This is a genomic window from Leisingera sp. ANG59, from assembly GCF_013317235.1.
GTDB lineage: Bacteria > Pseudomonadota > Alphaproteobacteria > Rhodobacterales > Rhodobacteraceae > Leisingera.
This window is the reverse complement of sequence record NZ_WLCM01000050.1, coordinates 1-26,256: the sequence shown is the minus strand read 5'-3', so window position 1 is coordinate 26,256 and position 26,256 is coordinate 1. Positions and strand designations below refer to the sequence as shown.

19 protein-coding genes and 1 pseudogene are annotated in these 26,256 nt (G+C 61.7%); 5 read left to right on the top strand and 15 right to left on the bottom strand.

All coding sequences use genetic code 11. The features are described from left to right. From GKC28_RS26945 to torT, 3 genes and pseudogenes are all read right to left on the bottom strand, one after another. Positions 1 to 174: transposase (locus GKC28_RS26945; protein WP_217434166.1), on the bottom strand; the 174-nt coding region annotated here is incomplete at its 3' end. 79 nt (positions 175 to 253) lie between these two features. After that, positions 254 to 535 (bottom strand): annotated as a pseudogene (locus tag GKC28_RS26585) (integrase); the annotation flags it as partial. A gap of 299 nt (positions 536 to 834) precedes the next feature. Beyond that, complete coding sequence (gene torT / locus GKC28_RS23200; protein ID WP_174149345.1) at positions 835 to 1,887, bottom strand: TMAO reductase system periplasmic protein TorT; 1,053 nt, start codon at positions 1,885 to 1,887, stop codon at positions 835 to 837. Between the two features lie 51 nt (positions 1,888 to 1,938). Between torT and GKC28_RS23195 the strand changes: the two genes are divergently transcribed. Then, positions 1,939 to 4,908, top strand: coding sequence for a response regulator (locus tag GKC28_RS23195; RefSeq protein WP_254604371.1), 2,970 nt, complete (start codon positions 1,939 to 1,941; stop codon positions 4,906 to 4,908). On the opposite strand, the gene GKC28_RS23190 is transcribed toward GKC28_RS23195, so the two are convergent. Then, a complete protein-coding gene (locus GKC28_RS23190) occupies positions 4,889 to 5,581 on the bottom strand; it encodes a response regulator (RefSeq protein WP_174149344.1) in 693 nt (230 codons plus the stop codon). The genes GKC28_RS23195 and GKC28_RS23190 overlap by 20 nt on opposite strands. Positions 5,582 to 5,770: 189 nt before the next feature. Between GKC28_RS23190 and GKC28_RS23185 the strand changes: the two genes are divergently transcribed. The 4 genes from GKC28_RS23185 to GKC28_RS23170 all read left to right on the top strand — a co-directional run bounded on the left by GKC28_RS23185 (position 5,771) and on the right by GKC28_RS23170 (position 10,805). Then, positions 5,771 to 6,715 (top strand): ABC transporter substrate-binding protein, encoded by a 945-nt coding sequence (locus GKC28_RS23185; protein WP_174149343.1) that lies wholly within the window; start codon positions 5,771 to 5,773, stop codon positions 6,713 to 6,715. 70 nt (positions 6,716 to 6,785) lie between these two features. Next, the gene (locus GKC28_RS23180; RefSeq protein ID WP_174149342.1) at positions 6,786 to 7,817 is read left to right on the top strand and encodes a glycine betaine/L-proline ABC transporter ATP-binding protein; all 1,032 of its coding nucleotides are present in this window, start codon (positions 6,786 to 6,788) and stop codon (positions 7,815 to 7,817) included. Continuing rightward, positions 7,814 to 9,778: a proline/glycine betaine ABC transporter permease gene (locus tag GKC28_RS23175; protein ID WP_174149341.1), complete on the top strand. Its 1,965-nt coding sequence runs from the start codon at positions 7,814 to 7,816 to the stop codon at positions 9,776 to 9,778. The genes GKC28_RS23180 and GKC28_RS23175 overlap by 4 nt, the downstream gene beginning before the upstream one ends. Before the next feature lie 4 nt (positions 9,779 to 9,782). Next, positions 9,783 to 10,805, top strand: coding sequence for a GlxA family transcriptional regulator (locus tag GKC28_RS23170; RefSeq protein ID WP_174149340.1), 1,023 nt, complete (start codon positions 9,783 to 9,785; stop codon positions 10,803 to 10,805). Positions 10,806 to 10,909: 104 nt separating this feature from the next. On the opposite strand, the gene GKC28_RS26580 is transcribed toward GKC28_RS23170, so the two are convergent. The 11 genes from GKC28_RS26580 to GKC28_RS23115 all read right to left on the bottom strand — a co-directional run bounded on the left by GKC28_RS26580 (position 10,910) and on the right by GKC28_RS23115 (position 25,197). Next, positions 10,910 to 11,437: an integrase core domain-containing protein gene (locus GKC28_RS26580; protein ID WP_254604372.1), complete on the bottom strand. Its 528-nt coding sequence runs from the start codon at positions 11,435 to 11,437 to the stop codon at positions 10,910 to 10,912. 373 nt (positions 11,438 to 11,810) lie between these two features. After that, on the bottom strand, positions 11,811 to 12,227 hold the full coding sequence (locus tag GKC28_RS26575) for a transposase (RefSeq protein ID WP_174149338.1): 417 nt from the start codon (positions 12,225 to 12,227) through the stop codon (positions 11,811 to 11,813). 569 nt (positions 12,228 to 12,796) lie between these two features. After that, complete coding sequence (locus GKC28_RS23155) at positions 12,797 to 14,518, bottom strand: OFA family MFS transporter (RefSeq protein WP_174149337.1); 1,722 nt, start codon at positions 14,516 to 14,518, stop codon at positions 12,797 to 12,799. A gap of 248 nt (positions 14,519 to 14,766) precedes the next feature. Continuing rightward, positions 14,767 to 16,710 (bottom strand): ATP-binding protein, encoded by a 1,944-nt coding sequence (locus GKC28_RS23150; RefSeq protein ID WP_174149336.1) that lies wholly within the window; start codon positions 16,708 to 16,710, stop codon positions 14,767 to 14,769. A 24-nt stretch (positions 16,711 to 16,734) separates the two neighbouring features. After that, complete coding sequence (locus GKC28_RS23145) at positions 16,735 to 18,093, bottom strand: sigma-54 dependent transcriptional regulator (RefSeq protein WP_174149335.1); 1,359 nt, start codon at positions 18,091 to 18,093, stop codon at positions 16,735 to 16,737. Between the two features lie 205 nt (positions 18,094 to 18,298). Then, on the bottom strand, positions 18,299 to 18,520 hold the full coding sequence (locus GKC28_RS23140) for a formate dehydrogenase subunit delta (RefSeq protein WP_174149334.1): 222 nt from the start codon (positions 18,518 to 18,520) through the stop codon (positions 18,299 to 18,301). Further along, positions 18,510 to 19,328 (bottom strand): formate dehydrogenase accessory sulfurtransferase FdhD, encoded by an 819-nt coding sequence (gene fdhD, locus GKC28_RS23135; RefSeq protein ID WP_174149346.1) that lies wholly within the window; start codon positions 19,326 to 19,328, stop codon positions 18,510 to 18,512. Before fdhD ends, GKC28_RS23140 begins: the two co-directional genes overlap by 11 nt. Before the next feature lie 7 nt (positions 19,329 to 19,335). Continuing rightward, entirely contained in the window at positions 19,336 to 22,233 is a 2,898-nt protein-coding gene (fdhF, locus tag GKC28_RS23130) for a formate dehydrogenase subunit alpha (protein WP_174149333.1), read from the bottom strand. Beyond that, positions 22,230 to 23,747, bottom strand: coding sequence for an NADH-quinone oxidoreductase subunit NuoF (locus GKC28_RS23125; protein ID WP_174149332.1), 1,518 nt, complete (start codon positions 23,745 to 23,747; stop codon positions 22,230 to 22,232). Before GKC28_RS23125 ends, fdhF begins: the two co-directional genes overlap by 4 nt. Further along, positions 23,744 to 24,220: a formate dehydrogenase subunit gamma gene (locus GKC28_RS23120; RefSeq protein ID WP_174149331.1), complete on the bottom strand. Its 477-nt coding sequence runs from the start codon at positions 24,218 to 24,220 to the stop codon at positions 23,744 to 23,746. The genes GKC28_RS23125 and GKC28_RS23120 overlap by 4 nt, the downstream gene beginning before the upstream one ends. 89 nt (positions 24,221 to 24,309) lie before the next feature. Further along, complete coding sequence (locus GKC28_RS23115; protein ID WP_174149330.1) at positions 24,310 to 25,197, bottom strand: LysR family transcriptional regulator; 888 nt, start codon at positions 25,195 to 25,197, stop codon at positions 24,310 to 24,312. Between the last annotated feature and the right edge of the window lie 1,059 nt (positions 25,198 to 26,256).

Genomic DNA, 26,256 nt, shown 5'->3' with positions numbered 1-26,256 from the left:
ATAGATCTGCTGCCGCCTGATCTCGTGGCGCTGTGCGACCTGCGACACGGTCGCGCCGTTCTCCCCGACCGAAAGCACAATCGCCAACTTCTCGTCGTCACTCCAGCGGCGCCGACGCTCCAAGCCAAGAATTTCGCCCCGCACAGCTGCCTCCCTCCCTGTAGGAGACGTCATTAAAGACGTCTTTATGGACGTCTCTTAGCAATCTCCGGCACACACGAGCAGGCGGTTCAAATCGGGCGGTTACGAAATGAACGGGTCGCTTGGTTTTGCTCTGGATCACGGACACCCTTTCGCGAACGCGATCATCCCTCACCAAGTCTGTGACGGCCAGTTTAACCAAATCGCATCCGCGAAGTTTGCTACCAATCGCCACGTTGAACAGCGCAAGATCGCGCAGGTTTCCCGCCAGTTCGAGGCGCGCGCGGATTGCCCAGACCTGTTTCGGTAGCAGTGGTCGTTTCTGGCCGATGATCCGGCCCTTGTTCAAGGCTCTTCGTTTCGGGGTGACAGCGGGAAGTTGGACTCTCGGCATAGTTTGCCCTCCAATCCTCCCTCCAAGCCCAGGCATCAGCACCGCGCTGACACCTGAATTTTACTGGCGGTTTGAATGGCCGTTGTCCGGTTGCGTGTTCTTTKGGAAAAACCGCGGATGCATTGGGCCGGTCTGAGCCCACTTTACCAGCCAAGCAGATGCAGCATTTTGCCTGCGCCGTAAAAAACGCGCGAGAAGGGACAATCCTATCCGGACACTGGAACCCAGCCGAAAGCACCCGAAGAGCTGCCATTGGGGCGTCGCGATGATCTGGTGCCTCAAATTAATGAATTTGGAACCTACTTGCGAATCTGGAGCTCGAATACCGGAGCAAATGCCGCGGGTGCCAATGACATTTCAAGGATATTGGGGTTTTGAGACTGCTGGTCGAAGATTTGGATCTCTGGACCAAGATGTAGAAACTGCAGCTGCCTTTCGATCGCGCGCACAGCCATTTCTATGGCCAAGCGGCCCTGCAGCACTGGCAGGTCCGTGGGGGTAGCGATGATCCGGTTTCTGAGAACACCGCGATAGACGGCGTGCGTCATATAATCTGAAACGATTTGAACCTGATCCTGCAGGCCACGGGCGCGCAGCACCGACACCGCCGCTTCCGCCGTTGGCGCGGAGCCAACGATGAAGTMGAGATCGGGCACCTCATCCAACGCTTCCTCGACCAGCCGGACTTGAATTTCCCTGCCGGTGTCGCCGTATTTGGTCACCACAACCTCGGCAGCACTGTTAGCCAGGGCTGCACGAAAGCCCTGTTCTACAAACTCCACCCAGCCAGCTTCTGCCGGGCCGGGAAACCAGGCGACCTTTACCGGGGGCGCCCCTTCGGGATGGCGCTCAGCAACTATGCGGGCTGCGACGGCTCCCATTTCCGTCCAAGAGACGCCAACTTTTGCCGTGATCCCCGTGTCGGCAATGTCGTTAACCGCGGCAATGACTGGGATGGAAGCCGAAATACGCTCCACCGTGGTGCTGAGGCCTGCATAAGACACGGTTCCGACCACAAAGGCATCTGCACCTTCGGCAATGCAGCTTTCAGCCTGCTCGATCTGGCGCTTCAAATTCGGATAGCCGCCCGCCTCGACTAGCTTGAAGGACACACCCAGCCGGCGCGCCTCTGTCACCATGCCGTAATTGACGCTCAGCCAATAGGCATCTTTCAGATGCGGATAAGCAACGCAAAGCTGCCAGGGCTGCGCTGCTTTGGCCAGCGGCTGGTAATCAACGGTTTCATACCCGCTGTTATAATCGAACGGTATCCGGGGAACCTGCAGGCGCCAGCTTTCCGCTGCAGCGCCGGAGCAAAAGACCGCCTGAAAAATGAACCAGATGAAGCGCATGCCTGACCTTTCCTGCCGCTGAAGATAACCGTGCGGCGGCAAACAGGAAAATTGAAAATTGCGAAATTCTCTGGTCCGCGCGAAAGTCTAGAAATGTTCAGGAACTTCGGATTAGGCGGAAAACTAAGCCTGGCGTTCATCGTAATCGCCGGTCTGCCCACCTTTGCGGGAGTTTTAGGGGTGATCGAGCTGCGGGTGCTTGCAAGCCGCCAAACCGAAGTCATCAGTCAGACAATCCCTGCCATTGCCGAGGTGCGCGGCATGGCAGAAGAAAGCACCCGCATCATTGCCATCGCACCGGAGCTTGCAGAGGTCGAAACGCAAGCCGAGCGTGAAAACCGCGCCGATTTCCTGCTAGACCAGATCGGCGCCCTGACACGGCGGATTGACACGCTTAACCCCGAAGAAAGTTCGGGCACAGCTCAGTTGCGCGCAACGGTGACAGATGCGGGTAATGCACTGAATGAATTGAACGGGCTGGTTGAAACCCGCATCGCTCTTCATGGCGCATTCAAAGCACTCACCGAGAGAAATCTTGCAGCGGCGAATGATCTTCTGGGTATGGCCGACACGCTGGTTGCAAATGCGGAAATGGGCACGACAGCGGTGATATCGAGTCTTTACAATCCGCCGGAATCCCGCCTGGAAGAAGAGGCGCGCACCGATACGCTGGACAAGCTGATAGAAGTCGATCTGTTCCAACTTGGCCTGATGTTCGAACTGCGCTCGCAGACCGCTGAAATAGGCCTTCTGATCAACCGCATCGATGAAGCGCAGGGCGGAACCGAACTGGATGAAATCGAAACTGTTCTCATCGACCGCCTGTCTATCGTGGCGCGCAGGGTCAAGGCKATCAGGGATCCGGGGCGGCGTCAGCAAGCGGAAGCCTATGTCGCACTGCTCTGGTCGGCTACCGGCGGAGACCCAAGTTTGTTCGCGCTTAGAAACCAAATATTGGCAACCGGGACCCGGATCACCGCACTGAAACAGGAACTTCAGGATACTGCCCTCCGCCTGGGCCGCGAAGCTGCAACCGTAGCCGACCAGGCGCAGGCAAAGGCCCTAAGCTCAGGCAACCAGGCAGTGAAAGAAATGCGCCGGGCGCAACTAAGAAACGGTTTCGCAGCGGCTGCCGGCCTGCTTCTGTCACTCGCCGTCGTTTGGTTCTTTGTGCGCGGGCATGTGACCCGGAGGCTGAACCGGCTTGCCCGCACCATGGCCGCCCTAATGCGCGGCCAACTGGACCGTGAGGTGCGGCCAAAGGGCCGGGACGAAATCGCCCGTATGGAAGAAGCCGTCGAGGTCTTTCGCCAGCAGGCTATCGAGAAAAACGCACTGGAACGGCAGCGGGACCGCAATGAGCGTGAGCTGCGGGAACACCGGAACAACCTGCAGAACATGGTCGAGGAACAGACCGAGCGGCTGCGGCACGAAGTTGAGGCGCACGACCAGGCACGGCAAAAAGCCGAAGCCGCCGACCTCGCAAAATCCGAATTTCTGGCCATGATGAGCCACGAAATCCGCACACCGATGAATGGCGTCCTTGGGATGCTGCGCAGCCTTTCCGACGACGACCTTACCCCCCGGCAGATGGAGCGGCTGCGGGCGGCCCTCGCTTCGGGTCAGAACCTGCTGAAAATTTTGAATGATATCCTGGATTACTCAAAGATCGAAAGCGGCGGACTGACACCTGAAAATGTGACTTTCTCACTTCGCGAACTGGTCAGCGGAATCGTTGTTCTCATGCGCCCCAGTGCTGACGAGAAAGGTATCCACCTGTGGCTGGATGCGCCTGAAAACTTGCCTGACGCGGTGATCGGCGACATCGCGAAGCTGCGCCAGATCCTTTTCAATCTTTTGTCCAATGCGCTGAAGTTCACTGATGAAGGCGAGGTTATCCTGCGGGTGCGTGCAGCTTGTTCAGGTACAGGCCGCCATTCGGTGACATTCGAAGTCAGTGACACCGGAAAAGGCGTGTCAGCTGACGCAATATCCCGGGTTTTCGAGGCATTCGAACAGGAAGACCACGATACGGCGCGCCGGTTCGGCGGCACTGGCTTGGGACTCGCGGTCAGCAAGCGCTTCGCCCAGGCAATCGGTGCGCGGCTGTCGCTGGAAAGCACAAAGAATGTAGGCTCGGTCTTTTCGCTTTCGGTTGAATTGGAAGCCGGGAATCCTGATGATCTGGCACCCAGGGAAAGCGAAACAGCACTTGGCCCGGCCGAGGTCAGCTTGTCCATTTTGGTGGTGGAAGATAATGAAATCAACCAGATGGTCGCTCAAGGGTATCTTGAACGCATGGGGCATAGCTGCGTTTGCGTCTCCGGCGCGGAACAAGCGCTTGAGCTGCTGCCGCAAAGCCAGTTTGATCTTGTTCTGATGGATGTGAACCTGCCAGGGGTTAGCGGCACCGAGGCAACCCGCCGACTGCGCGCGCATTCTGATCCAAGGCTGGCCGAGCTGCCGGTGATCGGCATATCCGCACATGTGCAGGAAGACCAGATCGAATCGCATTTGCAGGCTGGCATGAACGGGTTTGTCGCCAAGCCAGTCTCGCCGGAACGGCTGGCCAAAGCACTGGCGAGCGTAAGTGAAGGGCGCCACGGGGAGGTGTATCTGTCGGCGCGCCAAGCCACAACAGATACTGCGGGGCGTATTGCGGGCCTGCGCCGCCTGTTCCGCGGGAACATTCAGGATCTGGGGGAAGCTCAAGCGTTGGACATCGCCCGGCTGTTTCTGAAGGAGCTGCCGCAGAGCGTTTCCAGGATCGAGGCCGCCTTGGCAGAGCAGGATATGGGCGATATGGCCAAAACGGCACACCGTGCCAAGGGAGCGGCTGGCACGTTTGGCCAGAATGACCTTGCTGAGTTGCTTGCAGAACTGGAGAGCTGCGCCGCCCAGAAGAAACGCAATCGCGCTAAGCAACTGGTCCAGGACCTTATAAGCTTGATGCCGCGTGTTCTGAGCGCGGTATCGGAAGTTTTGCGCGAATTCGAGGGGCTCAGCACAAAGGCGCAGTGAAGACATATCCCTCGCCATGCACCGTCATAATAATACGCGGGTGCGCAGGGTCTTCCTCCAGCTTGCCGCGCAACCGCCGTATCAGAACATCCACGGTCCTTGGGTTCGCGCCGTATTGCCGGTGGGTCACGCGGCCCATCAGCGCGTCGCGAGATGCGACCTCGCCAGCCCGGCTGACCAGCATATCCAACACCTCGAATTCTGCGCGGGTCAGTGGAATGCTGTCGCCCTGCGCTGTTTGCAGATGCCGCGCAGCCACGTCGAACTGGAACTTCCCGAACTTGTAGATCCGGCGGGACAGCCGCCGGATATCCTGTGTCCGCCGCAGCAGATTCTTGAGACGTGCCAGCAGTTCGCGCCGGTTGAAGGGCTTGCAGACATAATCATCCGCGCCAAGCTCCAGCCCGACGATCCGGTCGATCTCATCATCCCGGCCGGTTACCAGAATGATCCCTATCTCGGACTTGGCACGCTGTTCGCGGGTGATCTGCAGCCCGTCCTTGCCAGGCAGGTTGATGTCGACCAGAAGCAGATCAACATCCTGCTCCTCCAGGATTTTCTCAGCTTCTTCCGCAGTCTCGACCTGTGAGACACTATACCCTTGCGCATCCAGGTAACTCGCAAGTGTCGCTCGGGTGACCGGCTCATCCTCGATGATCAGAATATGCGCCATGAATGCGGTACCCCCTAGGTATTTTTCCTATCGGTTAACAAATTTTAACAAAACTGACCAGCTCATTCATCCCGCCGGGCTGACCTGTTCACATCTGCTGCCTAGCTTCCTCTCCCGAAAGCCTGGCTTTCACACCGCGACAAAGGCTCAGGCCATCAGGACCCGGGCTGCGACAACAGGGAGACACACATGAAATACCGGCAATACCTATTGGCCAGCGCAGCGGCCATGACTATGGCGGCCCCGATGGCAATGGCAGAGGACTCCTCGGACCCGATCATAATCCCGGTCCACAACTGGTCCAGCCAGATCGTGATGAGCCACGTTGTCGGCCAGATCTTCGAGTCGATGGGCAACAACGTCGAATATGTATCGACCGACAGCCAGGCGGTTTATGAATCGGTGCGCCTAGGCGATGTGACGCTCGAACTGGAGGTTTGGGAAGGCGCTTTCGGCAAGTCCTTCAAGGAAGCGCTGGCCAAAGGCGGTCTGCATGATGCGGGTGACCACAACGCTGTCACCCGCGAAGACTGGTGGTATCCCGCCTGGACCAAAGAAGCCTGTCCGGGACTGCCGAGCTGGGAAGCCCTGAATGACTGCGCTGCCGCCTTTGCCACACCGGAAACCGGGGACAAGGGGCGTTTCCTTGGCGGTCCCGTGGACTGGCTCAAGCATGACGCCGAGCGTGTCGAAGCACTGGACATGAACTTCACAGTGGTGAATGCGGGCTCCGCATCAGCTCTGTGGGCTGAAGTCGCCGCGGCAGAAAAGACCAAGAAACCGGTGGTGATCTTCAACTGGACTCCGAACTTTGCCGAAGCCGTCTGGCCGGGCGAATTTGTCGAATTTCCTGCCTGGGAGGACGGCTGCGACAAGGACCCGTCTGTCGGCCCCAATCCGGACGCTACCTATGACTGTGGCAACCCGGCAAACGGCTACCTTAAGAAGGCCGCCTGGGATGGCATGAAGGACAAATGGCCCGCGGCATATGAGACGCTGACCGAGATCAGTTTCACCAACCCGCAGATCGCTGAAATGGCCAAGCTGGTCGACATTGACGAGATGGAGCCGGAGGACGCCGCAGCCGAATGGCTGGAAGCAAACGAAGACGTCTGGAAGCCCTGGACCGAATAAGCCCCTCACCTTCCTCCTGTGTGCCGGGGCAGTCCACTGCCCCGGCGCCCATGCAAATGAAAGTAGACCCATGACCGCCGCCACCCCCGTCATTTCCTGCAAGAACGTCTGGAAGCTGTTTGGCGCCAATCCGGAACAGTACCTGAAGTCGCTGACCGGCAACCCGGGTTTTGATGAAATCCGCCAGGCCGGTTACATCGCGGCGGTCCGGGATGTATCGCTGGACATCGCCAAGGGTGAGATGCTGGTGATCATGGGGCTGTCCGGCTCCGGTAAATCGACCTTTGTGCGCTGCCTGTCCCGGCTCATCGACATCACCGGCGGCAAGGTCCGGGTCGAAGGCCAGAATATCGGCGAAATGTCCGAGAAAGAGCTGATCGACTTGCGCCGCAACAAAATGGGCATGGTGTTCCAGAGCTTCGGCCTGCTGCCGCACCGCACGGTTCTGGACAACGTCGCCTTCCCGCTGGAAATGCGCGGCCAGGACCGCCACGAACGCCGCGCCCGCGCGCTGGAAGTGATTGAACTGGTCGGCCTCTCGGGCCGCGAGGACTACTTCCCGCGGGAACTGTCCGGTGGCCAGCAGCAGCGCGTCGGTATCGCCCGTAGCCTGGCGATTGAACCTGACATCTGGTTTCTGGACGAACCTTTTTCTGCACTTGACCCGCTGATCCGCCGCGAGATGCAGGACGAATTCCTGCGCCTGCAGGAAATGCTGGGCAAGACCATCGTCTTCATCACCCACGACTTTGACGAGGCGCTGCGCCTCGCGGACCGCATCGCCATCATGAAGGACGGTGTAGTCGAGCAATGCGATACCCCCGACCAAATCGTGCTGAACCCGGCCACGGAATACGTCGCCAAATTCACCGAGGAAATCGAGAAATCCCGTGTCGTGCATGCCGGGGTTCTGGCGCGCGAGGTGAACGGCCACAGCCTGACAGGCGCACCGGTCGGCGACAAGCAGACGATTTCCGAACTCGCGCGGCTACTGGTCAATGACAGCCGCGACTTCCTTCCCGTGGCCAACAATGCGGGCGCCCTGGTCGGCGCCATGAACCGGCAGAAAGCACTCGACGTGTTGCTAGGAGAAGGATCATGACAGACCAGACGATGATACTCGCGGGCAAGCCCCAGACCTGGACACGGGCGAGGACGGGCTGGATTATCTTCGCGGCCGCCTGCCTGCTGGCACTCGGCAATTCTATTCTGCCCGCAGGGCTGGTGCGTCCGCCGGAGTGGCTGATCCTGCCTTTCGCAGATTGGATAAACGCGATCTTTGTTTTTGTTCGCGATGATCTGGGTCTTCTTTACCTGACCCGCACCTTTGCAGATGGGGTAGAATGGCTGCTCGATGTGACCGCCAACCTGCTTTATGGCAAGAACCGCTGGCCCCGCATCGGCCCTATTCCCTGGACCGCGGTTGCCAGCATCGGCTTTGTCATCGGCTATGCCCTGCAGGGATGGCGGCTGTCGCTGCTGACTGGCGGCACCTTTGTCTGGATCGCCGTTATGGGACAATGGAAGTGGGCGATGGAAACCCTCTCGGTTATCGTCGTCGCAGCCCCCTTCTCGATCCTGTTCGGACTGGTTATGGGCATCCTCGCGTGGCGTTCCAAGACTTTCGAACGGATCCTGAACCCGATCCTCAACATCGCGCAAAGCCTGCCGCATTTCGCCTATATGATCCCGGTCGTAGTCTTCATCGGCGTCGGCCCCAAGGCAGGCGCGATTGTCACCATCATCTTCTCGGTGCCGCCGATGATCCGCATGTCGCTGCTCGGCTTGCGCAAGGTCCCGCACGAGGTGATCGAAAGCGGCCATATGTGCGGCTCCACACGCTGGCAGCTTTTGCGACATGTGCGCATTCCAACAGCGCGGACCGAGATCCTGGTTGGTGTCAACCAGGTCATCATGCAATGCCTCGCCATGGTGGTTCTGGCCAGCTTCATCGGCATGCCGGGCCTTGGCCAAAAACTGCTGCAACTGCTGCAGGCCCTGAAGATCGGCCGCTCCGTCGAGATCGGCATCACCATCGTTCTGCTGGCCGTCATGCTCGACCGCTGCACCAAGGCCTGGGCGACCAAACAGCCCGAGCATTTCGAGAAGGGCACCTCCATTGCCGTCCGCAACAAGTTCCTGCTGATCGGCGCGGGCCTGTCGCTGTCCTGCCTGGTGCTGGCACAATTCATCCCGCTGATGGACCAGATCGGCCGCCGGGATGCCTTCACGATTTCCAAGCCGATTGATGCGGTTGCGGACTGGTTCATCGTGCTGATCGACCCGGTCACCCAATGGCTGCGCTGGTTCCTGATCACCTGGGTGCTGATCCCGATCCGCGATGCCTTTCTATGGATGCCCTATGCCGCCGTGCTGGCGCTGTTGGCGGCGGCCGGCTGGGCTATCGGGGGCGCGCGCTCAGCGCTGGTGTGCCTGGCCTTCTTCGGCCTAATCGCCATCTCCGGGTGGTGGGACCGCGCCATGATCACCGTCTACACCGTGGTCGTCGCCGTCTGTATCGCCGCGGTGATGGGCTTCCCGCTGGGGGTTTGGGGCTCCTTCAACGAGAAGCGCGCAAGCATCGCGCTGCTGATCTGCGATACGCTGCAAACCTTCCCCAGCTTTATCTACCTGATCCCTGTGGTCATGCTGTTCGGCGTGAACGACGTGGCGGTGATCGGCGCCGTGGTCCTCTTCGCCGCCGTGCCCCTGGTGCGCTACACCATCGAAGGGCTGCGGCAGGTGCCGGGAACACTGATCGAAGCTGCCGACATGTCCGGTGCCACCCGGATGCAGACCCTGTGGAAAGTGCGGTTGCCGATGGCGCTGCCGACCATCATGGTCGGGGTCAACCAATCGGTGATGTTCTCGCTGTTCATGGTAATCATCGCCGCCTTCATCGGCACCCAGGATCTGGGCCAGGAAATGCAGCGGGCGCTGTCCTCAACCGATGTGGGCAAAGGCCTGGTGCTGGGGCTGGCCGTCGCCTTTATGGGGCTGATGGTGGACCACCTGGTGACCACATGGGCGCGGTCCAAAAAAGAAGCGCTGGGGCTGGAGTAACGCCATGACCATTTACTCCAGCAACTTCGGCCCCGCCCCGCTCCGCCGCATCGGCTTCCTGTTGTTCCCCGGTTTTCCGATGGCTTGCCTGACCGCAGCCGTGGAGCCCCTTCGGGCTGCCAATGAAATCGCTGGGCACCAGGTGTTCTCCTGGGCCCTGGTGACTGAGACCGGCGCGCAGACTGCGGCTTCCGCAGGCATGCAGTTTGCCGCAGACTCCAGCCTGGCAGACACTGATGGGCTGGACTGCCTGTTTCTGCTGTCCGGCCCGGAAGCGGAATTTGAAGACCCGGTCTTAAGCCCCGGCCGGTTGCGCTACTTGGCCCGCCACGGCGTCACGCTCGGCGGGGTGTCGGGTGGTGTCTTTCCGCTGGCCCGAAGCGGAGTTCTGTCCGGTCGGCGCTGCGCTGTCCACTGGTGCTACCGAACTGCCTTTGAAACTGCCTTTCCGGATTGCACGGCGGAGGACAGGCTGGCCGTGCGCGACGGTGTTGTTCACACGGTTTCCGGAGATTCGGCGATGTTCGACTTCTGCTTGGAACTGATCTGCCAAGCATTGGGCGAGGCGGCAATGAATGAGGTTGCCTGCCTGTTTCAGCACCCCTCCATCCGCAGCGGCAGCTCCCGGCAGAAAGTTCCGGTTCTGCAAACCGGCCGCACCGTCGACCAGATGCCGCCAGCGGTCAAACAGGCGATGTCTATCTTTTCCGGGAACATCGAAACTCCTGTCGGTATACGCGAAGTTGCCCGCATTGTGGGCATCTCTCCACGGCAACTGGAGCGCAGTTTCCGCACCGCTACAGGCCTTAGCCCGGGCGAATACTACCGCCGCCAGCGCCTGAAGGCGGCACGGCAGATGATACGTTATTCATGGGAAAGCATTGCCAGCATTGCCAATGCAGTTGGGTATGCAAGTTCCTCGTCCCTGACGCTGCATTACCGCAAGTTCTATGGCGTCACCCCCGCACAGGAGCGCAAGACCAATTTGATGCACTCAAGCAGCCGGTTCGCAGAGTTCAGGCCATAGAGCTGCCGCTTGTACTTCCCTGCTCTGATCAGCCCCACCTGAGTGGTCCGGTTTGATTGTTGTAGAAATCCGCACTGGAGCTCACCCCATTTTTGGCCCGGGCTTCATGCGACCTTTCGGGTTTCGTTCAGTTGGGCCGCAAACTCGCTCGGCGTCAACTTCCCCAGCGAGGAATGCGGCCTGGCTTCATTGTAATCGGCTCTCCATTCGTTGATCCGCTTTCGGGCGTCGTCCATCGACAGGAACCATGAGGCGTTCAAGCATTCCTGTCTAAGGCGGCTGTTGAACGCTTCGATATATGCGTTATCCGCATCCGCGTCATAGGCAAAGTCGGCCTTCACATACATGCCCTTCTTGCGGTTGCCCGAAGTCTCGGGCCGGGGGAGGGTTGTGGTGATGCCAGCCTCGTGACAGGCCGGAATTTCCCGGCCGCTGAAATAGCCCTTGTCAGCGACCGCGCTCATTTCGTCGCGTCCGAGAGCGGCCTTCGCCGCCTTGGCCATCGGCGACAGCTGTTCACGGTCATGCCCGGCATTGATCACGTCATGCGCGACAATCAGATGGGTCTCGGTATCCACTGCGGATTGGGCGTTGTAGCCCACAAGACCGCTGCCTTTGGCGCTGGCGGCCATGGAGCGGGCATCCGGATCCGTCAGGGAGATCTGCCTGTCCGGGCTCTCCCTGAGCGCCTCGCCCATATCCGCCAGGCGCTCGATCTCCTGCCGGATGCGCTCGCAGCGTTGCGCCAGGTTGGCGATCTTCCCGGCCCGGGCCTCGCCCTCTTCCTGACGGTCGATCCGGACCATTTCTTCAAGGTAGCGCTCGATGCTCGCGACCAGATGGGCGGTGCGGCTGGCGATCTTGCCTTTGGTGAAGTTCTTGTCGCGATTATTCACCGCCTTGAACTTGGAGCCACCGATGGCAACACAATCCCCCTTCAGCACCCCGATCCGGCGACAGAGTTCGACGAACTCTGCACAGGTCCGCCGGATCGCAGGGCCGTTCTCAGGGAAATTGATCCCCCGGATCAATTCCTGATCCTTCGAACTCGCGCCGAAAGCCGGCGATCGTCTTGTGGTCCGGGACAAGCCGACCCGTCAGCCACATCACCTCGACATTGCGCCCAGCCTCCCGCTCCAGGGCACGGCTCGAAGGGACGCGGTTCAGATAGCCATAGATGAACAGCTTCAGCAGGACCGAAGGGTGATAGCCGGGCCGTCCTGTCTGCGCCGGCGCCGTCCGCAGGAAACCGATCTCCCCAAGAGCAATCTCGTCCACGTAGAGGTCAATCACGCGGACCGGATTATCCTCGTCTATCCAGTCTTCCAGCCGGGCCGGGAAAAGTGTCACCTGGCTGCGGTCAGTACCCTCGATATATCCCGACGTGCCTGCCTCCGGTCGTTGCCGAAAAGCATACAGCATCCGGAGTTTTCACACAGCCTCAGCCCGAAGCAGTCATTCGTCGAGCTAGCGGCGAACAGCCAGTTTGAGCCCAAATTACCGAGCAGGCAGTTGCAGCATTTCGCGGCTGCAGCAAAAGCGCGCGAGAAAGGTCTGCCCATTGCGGACGTTCACCGCCGAGTCAGGCGCGGCAATGCTAATTCTCCGAACCGGCAGTTCGCTGCAGGTGCGAAGCCAAAGGCATGGTGAAGGTCGGATCAGCCGGACAAAGCACCCGCTTCAACTACTCAGGGCAATGACGGCAATAAACCCAATGCAACTTAGCTCCTGAGTTGTGCGGACGAGTAGCTAATGCCTTCTGCAATAGCCCTATTTCTGTCCAGAGAATCGGCGAGCGGCAATTCGGAGATAGCTACGCGCTGCAGTTCGTAACGGATACCGCTTTGTGGATAGCCAGGCGCAGGTTTGGTGCCCGCGCAATGTTTGCTGAGTTTCCGGGTGCGTCGGCAGAAGTTTGAAGTTCTGCTTGGAAATTTGTTGTCTTGAATGCGGGTCACAAGCCGGGGCGCGCCGCGCCCCAGCTGGCATCTTTATTCTCCCGGAACAGCTTGCAGCTCCGGTTCATCGTGGTGGTGGTGCTCTTTCACCGGACGCATGAAGAGGTTGGCAAAGAAGGCCACCGCCAGCAGCGCCGCCATGCAATACATCGTTGTATTGTAAAGGCTGGGCGTCGGATCCACGGTGCCCGCCGGTGCGATCTCCATCAGCTTGGCAATCGTCACGGTCTTGGCCGCTACCAGCTGGTCCAGCTGCGCAACAGGCGCGCCGAATTTCGCGGCAAAGGCGGCCGGATCGACTTTGGCGGCCAGGTCCTGGACCGCGCTGTTCACCGACATCTGCCGCAGCGAGGTGATGGCCAGCGGCCCCAGCACGCCCGCGGTCGACCAGGCGGTCAGCAGACGGCCGTGGATGCCGCCGACATGCATGGTCCCGAACATGTCGGCAAGATAAGCCGGGATCGTGGCAAATCCGCCGCCGTACATCGAGAAGATCAGCATCGTCGCCAGGTAGAAGCCCATCAGATAGACCAGCGACGGGTTGGCCGCAGCGGCAGAGGCGAAATACGGGATCGACAGGTAGAGCACTGTGCCCAGCACGAAGAAGCACATGTAGGTTGCCTTGCGCCCGATGTAATCCGAGGCGGACGCCCAGAAGAACCGCCCGACCATGTTGAAGACCGAAATCATCAGCACATAGGTCGAGGCGAAGGCGGCTGTCGCCACCAGCGGCATCACCGAGCCGAAGATCTCGGACATCATCGTCTTGGCGACACCGATCACGCCGATGCCTGCGGTGACGTTGAAGCACAGCATCACCCACAGCTGCCAGAACTGCGGCGTCTTCAGCGCCTGGTCGATATGCACGTCGTTCTGCGTCACCAGTCCCGACGCGGCGGGTTTCGGCTGCCAGCCTTCGGGTTTCCAGTTCTTGGCCGGGACCCGGTACTGGAAGGCGGCCAGGATCATCACCACAAAATACACGATGCCCAGGGTCATGAATGTCTGTGCTGCGCCGGTATTGCCGGTGCCTACCGCATAGGCGCCGGCCTCGCCGCCGAACTCGGCAGCCTGCGCGGCGCTGGCGATCACCACCTCGATTTTGCCCTGTGCGGTTTCGGCAAAGACCCGGCCGTTTTCGACCACGGTCTGCACCGCATCCCTGGCGCCCAGATAGGTGGGCGCGGTTTCATAGAAATCCAGCAGCCAGCCCTTGACCGGCGCGGCGATCATCGCGCCGCCGCCAAAGCCCATGATGGCCATGCCGGTGGCCATGCCGCGCCGGTCTGGAAACCAGCGGATGAGGGTCGAGACCGGCGAGACATAGCCCAGCCCCAGCCCGCAGCCGCCGAGCACGCCGTAGCCCAGATAGACCAGCCACAGCTGATGGCTGGAAATGCCGAACGAGCCGACAATGAAGCCGCCGCCCCACAGCAGCGCTGCCACAACGCCCACCATGCGCGGGCCGACTTCCTCCAGCCATTTGCCGGCAAATGCGGCGGCCAGCCCGAGGAAGACGATGGCGACCGAAAAGATCCAGACAACAGAGCCGAGGCTCCAGTCATCGGCGCTGGAGGCCACCACCCCCAGCTCGCGTGTGAGCGGCGGGTTGAACACCGACCAGGCATAAACCGAGCCGATGCAGAGGTGGATGGCGATGGATGCCGGCGGAACCCGCCAGCGGTTGAAGCCGGGTTTGGCGGTGATGTGGTCCTTGTGCAGAAAGCTCAGCCCGCCGGATGATGGCGTACTCATGTGGTATCCTCCCTAGTGCTGTTCCGGCGGCTGCAACCTCCTATTGCGGCCGCCCCGAATGGCCCGCGGCAATGTGCCGTAGCTTGACAAAGGCGGAGAGATGACCCAGCTGTCAAATAAATAATTTAGCAATAACAATGGCTTATCGTGAATATTTGTCTGCCCTTCCAGACATCTGCAGACGGTTGCGGGACATTCTGTCCGCACCCGGGAGTCGGGGCCTGCGATTTCGCGCCAATTTGTCCGGATCAGGCTGCAGCAGCCGCGGGCAGAAAAATTTCGAACCGGCTGCCCTGCCCGGGTTCTGACTGCACGGTGATGCGGCCGCCGGCGCGACTCACCAGCTGATGGCTGATCGACAATCCCAGCCCGGTTCCCTGCGCCTGCTTGGTGGTGAAGAACGGATCGAAGATGCGGTTCAGCAGGTCCGCCGGGATGCCGGTGCCGGTATCCTCTGCGGTCAGCAGCACCCCGTCCGGGGCATCCTCGGCGGTCAGGGTGAGCCGGCCGCCGCCGGGCATTGCCTGCACCGCATTCAGGACGAGATTGACGATCACCTGCTGCAATTCCGTGCGCGACATCCGGACCTGGCCGGCACTGGCCAGATGCGCCTCTGCTTCGATCCCGGTGGCCTCGATCTGATGGCGGGTCAGAACCAGGCAGTCGGCCACCACCTCGGCCGGAGAAATCAGCCCGGAAGCGCCGGAGTATTCCTCGGGCCGGGCGAATTGAAGCAGCTTGGAGACGATCACGCCGATGCGGTAGACCTGATCGTCGATCAGCCGGAATTCCTCCTCGACCGGCTCCGCATGGCTGCCCAGCACCGTCCGGGCCAGGTCCAGGTTGCCCTGGATCACCGCCACCGGGTTGTTGATCTCATGCGCGACGGAGGCGGTGATTTCGCCGACCGCCGCGAGTTTCTCCGAGACGATCAGCCGTTCGGTGGTCCGCTCCAGCCGCCGGTTTGCCTCGCGCAGGTCCGCGGTGCGCTCCTCGACCTTGGCCTCCAGGCTTTCCCCCCAGCCGCGCAATTGCCGGTCGCGCTCCTGCACCTGGTCCAGCAGGCTGTCCAGATGCGCCGCCACGCGGGCAATCTCGCCGCCGTCCTCCTGCGGCTGGTTGCGGGCGGCCAGATCCCCCTGTTCGACCCGGGCGATGGTCTGGGTCATGCCCTCCAGCGGGCGGAAGATGCGCCCGGCCCACCGCAGGAAAATCGGCACCGACATCGCGGCGATCAGCAGGAAGGCCCCGCCGAGCGTCAGCACCGTGCTGCGCTTGGCCTGGCGGAACGGGGTTTCCAGAAAGCCGACATAGAGCATTCCGGCCCGGTTGCCGCGGCTGTCCAGGATCGGCTCATAGGCGGAGATGTACCAGTCGTTCACAACGAAAGCCCGGTCCAGCCAGACGTCACCGCGCCCCAGCACCTGGCCGCGCACCTCGGCCGAGACCCGGGTGCCGAGCGCACGCACGTTTTCGAACAGCCGCACATTGGTGGAGATCCGCACGTCCTCCAGAAACAGCGTGGCGGTGCCCTGGCTGCCCTCCGGCAGGCTTTGCTCGCGGTAGACCAGCGCGTTGATGGTGTCGATGAAGTCCAGGTTGCGGTTCAGCAGCCGCCCGCCCACCAGAACCGCCTTCCGGCCGTCCGGCAGGGCCACCGGGGCCGCGGAGTGGATGATCATGCCGCGGGTCTCGGCGGTGCGGTCCGTGGGCACAGCCGCTTCGGTCTCCACCAGCGGGATGGCCGCGCGGGCGGCAAGGCCGGGGGCCAGCGTGTCAAGCTGGGCGGCGTCCAGAATGTCGACTGCGCTCTGCCACTGCCCCTGCAGCGCGCCGCCGATGACAGGCCAGTCAGCGGGTGTGAAACCGGCCCGGCCATCGGGTCCGGCGAGATAGAGGAAATCGAGGCCGAGCCGGGCCTGTTCCTGGGCCAGGAAATCCGCGGAGCGGCCCGCCGCAAGCGCGCTGCGGAACCGGACCGATTGCGCCACCGCATCCAGCAGCTCGCCCGAGGTGGCGGTCAGCCTGGCCAGATACTGGTCGGCGATGGTCAGGTCGCCGTTCACCTTGCTGATCAGAAGGCCGTCGGTCTTTTCCGACCAGCGCCATGTGGCAATGCCCAGCAGCAGCGGCATCAGCACCAGCATCGGCAGCAATGCGATCAGCAGCAGCCGGACCCGGACCGACCGCATGAGCGAACGCAGCCTGCGCACGGCTCAGAGCCCCCAGGCCGCGCATTTGCGGTCAATGGTCTTGCGCGAGACACCCAGCCGCCGCGCCGCTTCGCTGCGGTTGCCGCCGGCCGCTTCCAGCGCGTGCAGGATCTCGCGGCGCTCGACCTCCTCCAGCGGCAGGATGTCGGCAGCGGGACGGGCCGGGGCCAGCGTGTCCAGGGAAAAGCTGCCGAAGATCAAGGAGCGTTCAACGAAGTTCCGCAGCTCGCGGATGTTGCCCGGCCAGTCATGGCGCAGCAGGGCGGATTTGACGCTGGCGGACAGCTCCAGCGGCGGCAGCTGCAATTGGGCAGCGATTTCGGCCAGGAACAACCCGGCAAGCTCGACAATGTCGGTGCCGCGTTCGCGCAACGGCGGCATTGCCACTTCGATCACGTTGATGCGGAACAGCAGGTCCTCGCGGAAATGCCCCGCGGCCACCGCCTCGTCCAGCGCACGGCTGGAGCTCATCACGAAGCGGACATCGAGCTGCAGCGTCCGCTCCGTGCCGATCGGACGGATGCGCCCGTCCTCCAGCACCCTCAGCAGCGCGTTCTGCGCCGAGGGGCTGAGCTCACCGATTTCATCGAGGAAAACGGTGCCGCCCTGCGCCGACGCCAGCAGGCCTTCGCGGCCCGCAGGCGCACCCGGGAAGGCGCCGGGAGCATGGCCGAACAGCTCGTATTCGATGACATCCGCCGGAATGGCGCCGCATTGCACCGGCACGAAAGGCGCCCCGGCGCGGCTGGAGCGCGCGTGCAGGTGGCGTGCGGCAACCTCCTTGCCGGTGCCGGAGGCACCGGTGATCAGCACCGGCGTGGAAACCTGTGCCACCCGGTCCAGCAGATCGCGCACCTGGCTGACGGCAGGAGACGCTCCAACCAGCTCGCGGCGGCGCCGGCGCCCTACACCGGTTGCTTCCAGCTCCCGCCGCAACAGCATGTTCTCGCGCTTCAGCCGGGCCGCCTCGATGCAGCGGCGCAGAGCATTGAGGATCTGGTTGGAGCGGAAGGGCTTCAATACGAAATCCGACGCCCCGGCCCGCAGCGCGTCAATCGCCGTTTGCAGATCGGCATAGGCGGTAATCAGGATGGTGTCCGTGAAACCGCCCTCCCGCCGCTGCTCCTCCAGCCAGTCCAGCCCTTTCTGGCCGGGCATGATGTTGTCGAGGATCATCACGTCATATTGCCGGGTATTGAGCAGCGCGGCAGCGGCTTCGGTGTTCTCGGCCTCATCCACCAGCTGGCACAGCGGGCGCAGGGTTTTCACCAGGAAATTCCGCATGCCCGGCTCATCGTCCACGATGAGAATACTTGCTTGCCCGAGCGGGTCGGCCAGCCTTGCCATATCTGTATCTGTCATACCTGCCGCTCTTCTGTGGGGGCGGTATTGGACTATTGTCGCTTTCCATTGCTTTGTCGAGAGAACAGGGGCAGCGCCGCTGCCGGCCGGGCGCAATGTGTCGGCCGTAGCGTGAAGAAGCCGTTAAATCCCGGCGCCCGTGCCGCAGCGGGCTGCATTTTGTGCCCCGCTGCGGGAAGGACCGGTCAGGAGAGGCGCGACAGATCTACACATCCGCGGGCGCCCGGACCGAGCAGATTGCCGATTGCACCAGAGGGTCCAGGCCCGTTGCCCCGGTGGCGGCATAGCCGATCAGCTGGCCACGCATCCGCGGTTCCCAGAAGTCGTTGATGTGGGCCGCCACATTTTCGGCCTGGCCGCTGCCAGGCTGGGTTTTAAAGAAGGTGGCAATCTGATTGGCCATCATCACCATTTTCTCAGGCGACATGTTTCTCTCCGTAAGTGATCCGCTCAGGGCAGGAATAAAGGTCAAAGCCGCCACCGCGGGCAAAGGCGGCGAGCGTCAGGTTTGCCCCCTGGGCCAAGCGCAGGGCATGGGCGGTTGGGGCTGAGACCGCTATCAGACTACGGACGCCCGCCATCACGGTTTTCTGGACCATCTCAACCGAAACCCGGCTGGTCAGCACAAAGGCACCAGACGCCGGGTCCGTTCCGGCTCGGGCCAGCGCCCCGATCAGCTTGTCCAGCGCATTGTGGCGCCCAACGTCCTCCCGCGCCAGGACAATACCTTGACCCGGCTGCAGGAACCCTGCCGCGTGGGTGGCATGGGTCTGATCGTGCAGGGGCTGGTGGCTGCGCAGGTCATCCGCCGCCCGGCTGACTTCACCGGCAGTGAATTCCGGGCCGCCCGAAGGCAGCACCGGCAACGGACGCAGGGCCTGGTCCAGGCTGTCGACCCCGCAAAGCCCGCAACCCACCGGACCCATCATCGCCCGGCGCCGCGCCTTCAGTGCCGCGGCGCGCTCCGGAGGCAGCCAGAACCGGGCCTCGATGCCGCCGCCATGCTCGGCGGCTTCAAATTCGCGGATTTCGCCCGGATGCCGGATATAGCCCTCGCTGAGGGCGAAGCCGATGGCGAAGTCCTCGATATCCTGAGGCGTCGCCATCATGACCCCCTGGGTGCTGCCTTCGAACACCATCGCAACCGGCAGCTCTTCGGGGAGGCTGCGCAGCACCGGGTGCTGCCCGTCGCACTGGACAGACAGGCCAGGCAGGCTTTGGCTGGAGCAGAGCATCATAATATTACTCCGCCGCAGGCAGTATGCGCCGCGACCGCTTGGCCTGGGATGCATAATCCGCTTGCCAGTCGGTGGGACCATTCGACAGGCTCACTTGCACCGCTGTCACCTTGTATTCCGGGCAATTGGTGGCCCAGTCCGAGAAATCGGTGGTGATGACGTTGGCCTGCGTATCCGGGTGGTGGAAGGTGGTGTAGACCACACCGGGGCTTACCCGGTCGGTAAGCTCGGCCCGCAAGGTGGTTTCGCCTGAACGCGAGGCCAGCTTGATCCAGTCGCCTTGTTTCACCCCGCGGACCTCGGCATCATGGGGGTGGATCTCCAGAAGATCCTGGTCATGCCAGACCACGTTCCCAGTGCGCCGCGTCTGGGCACCCACGTTGTACTGGCTGAGGATACGGCCCGTTGTCAGAAGCAGCGGAAAACGCGGCCCGGTCTTTTCGTCCGTCGCCACATATTCGGTGACGATGAAGCGTCCCTTGCCGCGGACGAAGCCGTCCACATGCATTAGCGGCGTGCCGTCGGGGTGTGCCTCGTTGCAGGGCCACTGGACCGATCCCTTTTCCTCCAGCAGCGTGTAGTCGACGCCGGCGAAGGAGGGGGTGGTCGCAGCGATCTCGTCCATGATCTGAGACGGGTGGGTATAGGTCCAGCCCGCCCCCATCGCGTTGGCCAGCAACTGGGTCACCTCCCAGTCGGCGTAACCGCTCATCGGTGCCATCACCTTGCGCACGCGGTTGATGCGGCGTTCTGCGTTGGTGAAAGTGCCGTCCTTTTCCAGGAAGGTGGAGCCGGGCAGGAACACATGCGCGTAGTTGGCGGTTTCGTTCAGGAACAGGTCATGGACGATAACGCATTCCATGGCTGCAAGGCCGGCTGCAACGTGTTTGGTGTCCGGGTCTGACTGCAGGATGTCTTCGCCCTGGCAGTAAAGCCCCTTGAAGCTGCCTTCGACTGCCGCGTCCAGCATGTTGGGAATGCGCAGTCCTGGCTCCGGGTCGATTTCGACACCCCATGCCTGTTCGAAGACCGCGCGCACCTCGGGCAGTTTCACATGCCGGTAGCCCGGAAGCTCATGCGGGAAAGAGCCCATGTCGCAGGAGCCCTGCACGTTGTTCTGGCCGCGCAGCGGGTTCACGCCCACGCCTTTGCGGCCGATGTTGCCGGTCAGCATCGCAAGGTTGGCGATGCCCATCACCGTGGTCGAACCCTGGCTGTGTTCGGTCACGCCGAGGCCATAATAAATCGCCCCGTTGCCGCCGGTGGCAAACAGCCGGGCTGCGGCGCGTAGTTCTGCGGCCGGCACACCAGTCAGCAGTTCAGTTGCTTCCGGGCTGTGGCGCGGGTCGGAGACAAACTCGGCATAGACCTGAAACTCGTCCCAGTCGCAGCGGGTGCGGATGAAATCCTGGTCCATCAGCCCTTCGGTCACAATCACATGCGACAACGCCGTCACCACCGCCACATTGGTGCCGGGGCGCAGGGCCAGATGGTGCGCGGCCTGGATATGCGGCGACTTCACCAGGTTGGTTCGTCGCGGGTCGATCACGATAAGCTCAGCCCCGGCGCGCAGCCGTTTCTTCAGGCGGCTGGCAAAGACCGGGTGGCCGTCGGTCGGGTTGGCGCCAATCACGATCACTACATCGGTATGTTCGACCGAGTCGAAATCCTGGGTGCCCGCCGAGGTGCCGAAGGTCTGACCTAGTCCGTAGCCGGTGGGCGAATGGCAGACCCGGGCGCAGGTGTCGGTGTTGTTGTTGCCGAACACCCCGCGGGCCAGTTTCTGCACCAGGAAAGTTTCCTCGTTGGTGCAGCGGCTGGAGGTAATCACGCCAATAGACTTCTTGCCGTACTGCTCCTGCAGGCCGCGCATCCGGTTGGCTGCGAATCCAAGCGCCTCCTCCCAGGAGACTTCGCGCCACGGCTCGTCGATGGTGTCACGGATCATCGGGTTCAGGATGCGGTCCTTGTGCTTGGCATAACCATAGGCAAACCGCCCCTTGATGCAGGAATGGCCGCGGTTGGCCTTGCCGTGTTTGTACGGCACCATGCGAACCAGCTCATCGCCGTTCAGCTCCGCCTTGAAGGAGCAGCCCACGCCGCAATAAGCGCAAGTGGTGATAACAGAGCGTTCGGGCGTGCCCAGTTCGATCACCGATTTTTCCTGCAGGGTCGCGGTCGGGCAGGCCTGCACGCAAGCACCGCAGCTGACGCAGTCGGAGGACAGGAAGTTATCTGCCGCAGTTCCGGCGCTGACCCGGCTTTCAAACCCGCGGCCCGCGATGGTCAAGGCAAAGGTGCCCTGCACCTCTTCACAGGCGCGCACACATCGGTTGCAGACGATGCATTTCGCCGGGTCATAGCTGAAATAGGGATTGCTATCGTCCTTAGGGACGTATTGCGGGTTGACCTCTCCACTTTGACGCGACTCGAAATGGTTTGCCATTCCGCCCTCTGCGGGTGCCTCATAGCGTACGTCGCGCAGGCCCACGGCTCCCGCCATGTCCTGCAGTTCGCAATCGCCGTTGGCGGCGCAGGTGAGGCAGTCCAGCGGGTGGTCGGAGATATACAGCTCCATCACGCCCTTGCGGATCTTCTTCACCTTCTCCGACTGGGTGCGCACCACCATGCCCGGCGCAACCGGCGTGGTACAGGAGGCAGGCTCGCCGCGGCGGCCTTCGATCTCAACCACACAAAGGCGGCAGGAGCCAAAAGCCTCGAGGCTGTCAGTGGCGCAGAGCTTGGGGATCTGGAAGCCCGCTTCAGCAGCTGCCCGCATGACTGAGGTGCCCTCAGGCACGGTGACGTCAAACCCGTCGATGGTCAGAGAAACCGGGGCGCCCTCACGGACGGGGGTGCCCATGTCGCGGTCACTGTCCCAGGGGATAATCAGGTCTTTCATTCCGCAGCCTCCTTTGCGGTGGCGAAATCATCAGGGAATTGGGTGAGCGCGGACATGACGGGGTAAGGCGTGAATCCCCCCAGCGCGCATAGCGAGCCTTCCGTCATCGTCTCGCACAGGTCGGTCAGCAACGGGATGGCGCTGGGATCGCCTGCAGCGATGCGGTCGATGGTTTCCACACCGCGCACCGCGCCGATCCGGCATGGGGTGCATTTGCCGCAGCTTTCGACGGCGCAGAACTCCATTGCGAACCGTGCCATCTGCAGCATGTCGGCGGTATCATCGAACACCACGATGCCCGCATGGCCGACCAGCCCGCCCTCGGCGCCGAATTCCTCATAGCCCAGCGGCGCGTGGAACCGTTCGCGCGGCATGTAGGCGCCCAAGGGGCCGCCGACCTGCACTGCCTTGACCGGCCGGCCGCTGGCGCTGCCGCCTGCGATTTCGTCCACGACCTCGCCCAGCGTAAGGCCAAAACCGGTTTCGAACAGCCCGCCGTGCTTTACGTTCCCGGCGATCTGCAGGGTGATGGTGCCGCGCGATTTTCCGATGCCGAAACCCGCGTGATGCTCGGCGCCTTTCTCGAAGATCACCGGCACGGTGGCGAGGCTGATCACGTTGTTGACCACGGTGGGCTTGCCCAGGAAGCCTTCCAGCGCCGGCAGCGGCGGCTTGGCCCGCACCACCCCGCGCTTGCCTTCAAGGCTGTTCAGAAGAGAGGTTTCCTCGCCGCAGACATAGGCCCCTGCACCAGTGCGGATTTCCATGTCAAAGGCGCGGCCCGACCCCAGCACATCGTCCCCCAGAATACCGTTTGCGCGGGCGGTGCGCACGGCCTCCTGCATCACCCGGATGGCGTCGGGGTATTCCGAACGCAGGTAGACAAACCCTTTGGTGGCCCCTACCCCAAGCCCCGCGATGGCCATGCCCTCGATCAGGCAAAACGGGTCGCCTTCCATGATCATCCGGTCGGCAAAGGTGCCGCTGTCGCCCTCGTCGGCGTTGCACACGATATACTTCTGATCCGCTTCCGCCTGCAGCACCGTGTTCCACTTGATGCCGGTCGGGAAGCCTGCCCCGCCGCGGCCGCGCAGGCCGGAGCGGGTGACTTCATCGACGATCTCCGCGCCGCTCATGCCCGCCGCGCTGCGCAGGCCGGCGAGGCCGCCGTGGGCTTCGTAGCTGTCCAGGCTCAAGGGATCAGTGACGCCGCAGCGGGCAAAGGTCAGCCGGGTCTGCCTGGCAAAGAATGGGATTTCCTCCACCTTTCCCAGACCCGCCAGCGAGCCCTCCAGCAGCGCGGGGACATCAGCGGCCGTGACCGGGCCGAAACCCTCGCGGCCATTGCCGCGGTCGATCTCCACCAGCGGCTCCAGCCAGATCATGCCGCGGGTGCCGTTGCGGATCAGTTCGATGTCCAGACCGCGGGCGGAGGCTTCAGCGGTGATCGCCGCGGCCACCTCATCGGCGCCTAGCGCCTTGGCGGCGCTGTCCATGGGAACGTAGATCTTCATGCCCCGGCCTCCGCCAGCAATGTCTCCATCCGGGCCTCATCGACGCGGCCCAGAACCTTGCCGTCGACCATTGCGGCCGGGCCGCAGGCGCACAGGCCCAGGCAATAGACCGGCTCAACGGTGACGGCGCCATTTCTGGTTGTGCCGTTCCATTCGATGCCCAGCCGGGCGAGCGTGGCCTCGGCCAGCGCATTGCCGCCCACCGCCTGGCAGGCCTCGGCGCGACAGATCTTCACCACATGGCGGCCTGCAGGCACTTCGCGGAAGTCGTGATAAAAGCTAATAACCCCATGCACTTCCGCCTTGGAAATGTTCAGCGCATCGGCGATCAGCGGCGTGGCAAACTGGGGAATTTGCCCATACGCATCCTGCAGCGCATGCAGAATGGGCAAGAGCGCCCCTTCAAGGTGCAGATGGTTCGAGATGATATCGCGCATGTCCTGATCGGACGGCGCTGGCGTTTCTGAGTGCATAGCTGGCCTCCGGCAATTTGCCTGAGAAAAACCAGAGCGTGTATAGTTACTTCAATATCGCTGTTTCGTTGATCGATAGAGAATCCCTATCAAGCCGCTTCTGACATCCGCCGTGCTTCGCTCAGAAGTGCCTTTAAAACAGGGGTATGCGGCTCCCTGTAAGGGGCAACCAGTCCCACTGTATGGACTGCTTCAACCGCTCCCATCGGGATAATTTTCAGCGGTTTTCCCGCTGCCAGAGACCGTGCCATATCCGCCGGAAGCACGGTCATCCAGCCGCCGTCTTCCACGTTCACGGTCAGAACAATGGTCGAATTCGACTCAATCCAGGCCTCAGGGCTGACCCCTGACTCACGGAAATTCTTGTCGATGATCCGCCGGTTCTGCATGTCCGGTGTCAGCAGGCACAGCTTCTGCCCGTCAAGCTCCGCCCAGCCAACCTGATCCCGATCTGCAAAGACAGACTCCCGGTGGCACACCAGCATGTAATACTCTCTGTAGAGCGGCTCTGAGCTGACCTTGCCCATCGGTTCATTGTCGAGATAGGAAATACCGGCGTCGACAGAAAAATTCTCGATCATCGAGAGGATCTCAGCCGAGGTCCGCGACAGAATCGTGAACCGTACGTTTGGGTGCTTTTCGCTGAATCTTGCCGTCAACCGTGCAGCCCAGGTCAGCGCGGTAGGGATAACGGCAATCCGAAGTTGCCCGGTCAGGCCGTGCCGTGTGAACCGCATCTCTTCCTTCAGCTGCCGGGTATCGCCCACGATCTTCCTGGCCCAGATCAATGCGCTTTGCCCTTCCGGCGTCAGCCCTCCATAGCGCGACCCGCGGAAGATCAGTTGCACGCCAAGCTGGTCCTCCAGCTGTTTGACACCCGCAGACAGCGTTGGCTGGGTAATACCAAGCGCCGCCGCCGCGCGTCCGAAATGTTCTTCCCTGGCGACCGCGATGAACATCTCAAGTTTATCGAGCACAATCGGAATTCCCTATCGGTTTTGATCTTTTCATTATGGCTAATGAAATACTTGCAGCCTGACACCCCCGGAAACCGGCCTATGCGGGTGCTTTTGCGGCGAATAACTGTCCAGTAAGCGGGCCTGTTCAGAACGTCCGCAATCGTCCCGAATAGCCACGAGTGACGTTGTTCGATTTCGGATATGCTGTGCAAAGCTCGAAGACGGCACTGCGAAAGCTGCATTGCGGCGTTCAATTTGGCTTTAGATGACAATCTAGCGTGCTTTGCAGGCTCTAGCATGCGCTGTTATCAGCGCATTCCTGCTGCTAGGACTGGGCGTCGCATCCGAGGCTTTGGGCTAACACCAGACCTTCTCTGCAACCACAAAGCGGCGTGATAAACTGGACCGCCAGTGTCGGGTTGGCGCTGAAGCGGAGTGAGGCTGACCCGCGTTCGCCACGTGGCAGATCAGCAGGAACTGGCGGCTTCGCCGACTGAACCTGCAATTCAGCCCTGATTTTCCCGAAGGAGGTCAGATCAAACGAAACGGGCCGCGCGAGCCGAAAATGGGAATTGGGTCATCAATCTGACAGAAAGGTCAGTTTTTCTTGGCATTCGACAATTTAGTGTCAACCGTCAGGCAAAACCAACCCGATGCGGAATGTTTTTAAGGAAAAATTGCCTTCACCTGCCAAACATTTCCACCCCAATTGTCAAGCATTTCTGACCCAAGCCAGGGCGTTTTTCGCTGCAAACACAGCCAAGACGCCATCCTGTGTCCTCTTTAYGCAGGCAGCTGACGTTGCTGCTTCATGCAGTGGGCGGCAGGTTCGATGAAGGTTTTTCGACGCGGGTCATTGCGCGCGGTATCGGCGTGGATTGGCTGTGGCCCGCGTTGACAAACCTCTCAGGGAGGAAGCCGCGGGGGCTGGGTGTGGCCTATGGGGAAAGAGCTCCGTCTGCTGTGATCAGGATGGCCGTAAATGTTGGGTAGCGGTGTTCGAAGATTGCGACATCCGAATTCAGCCATAGTTTTTTGACCGGGTCTGATGCTGATTTTTGACGTCGCCTGCCTTTG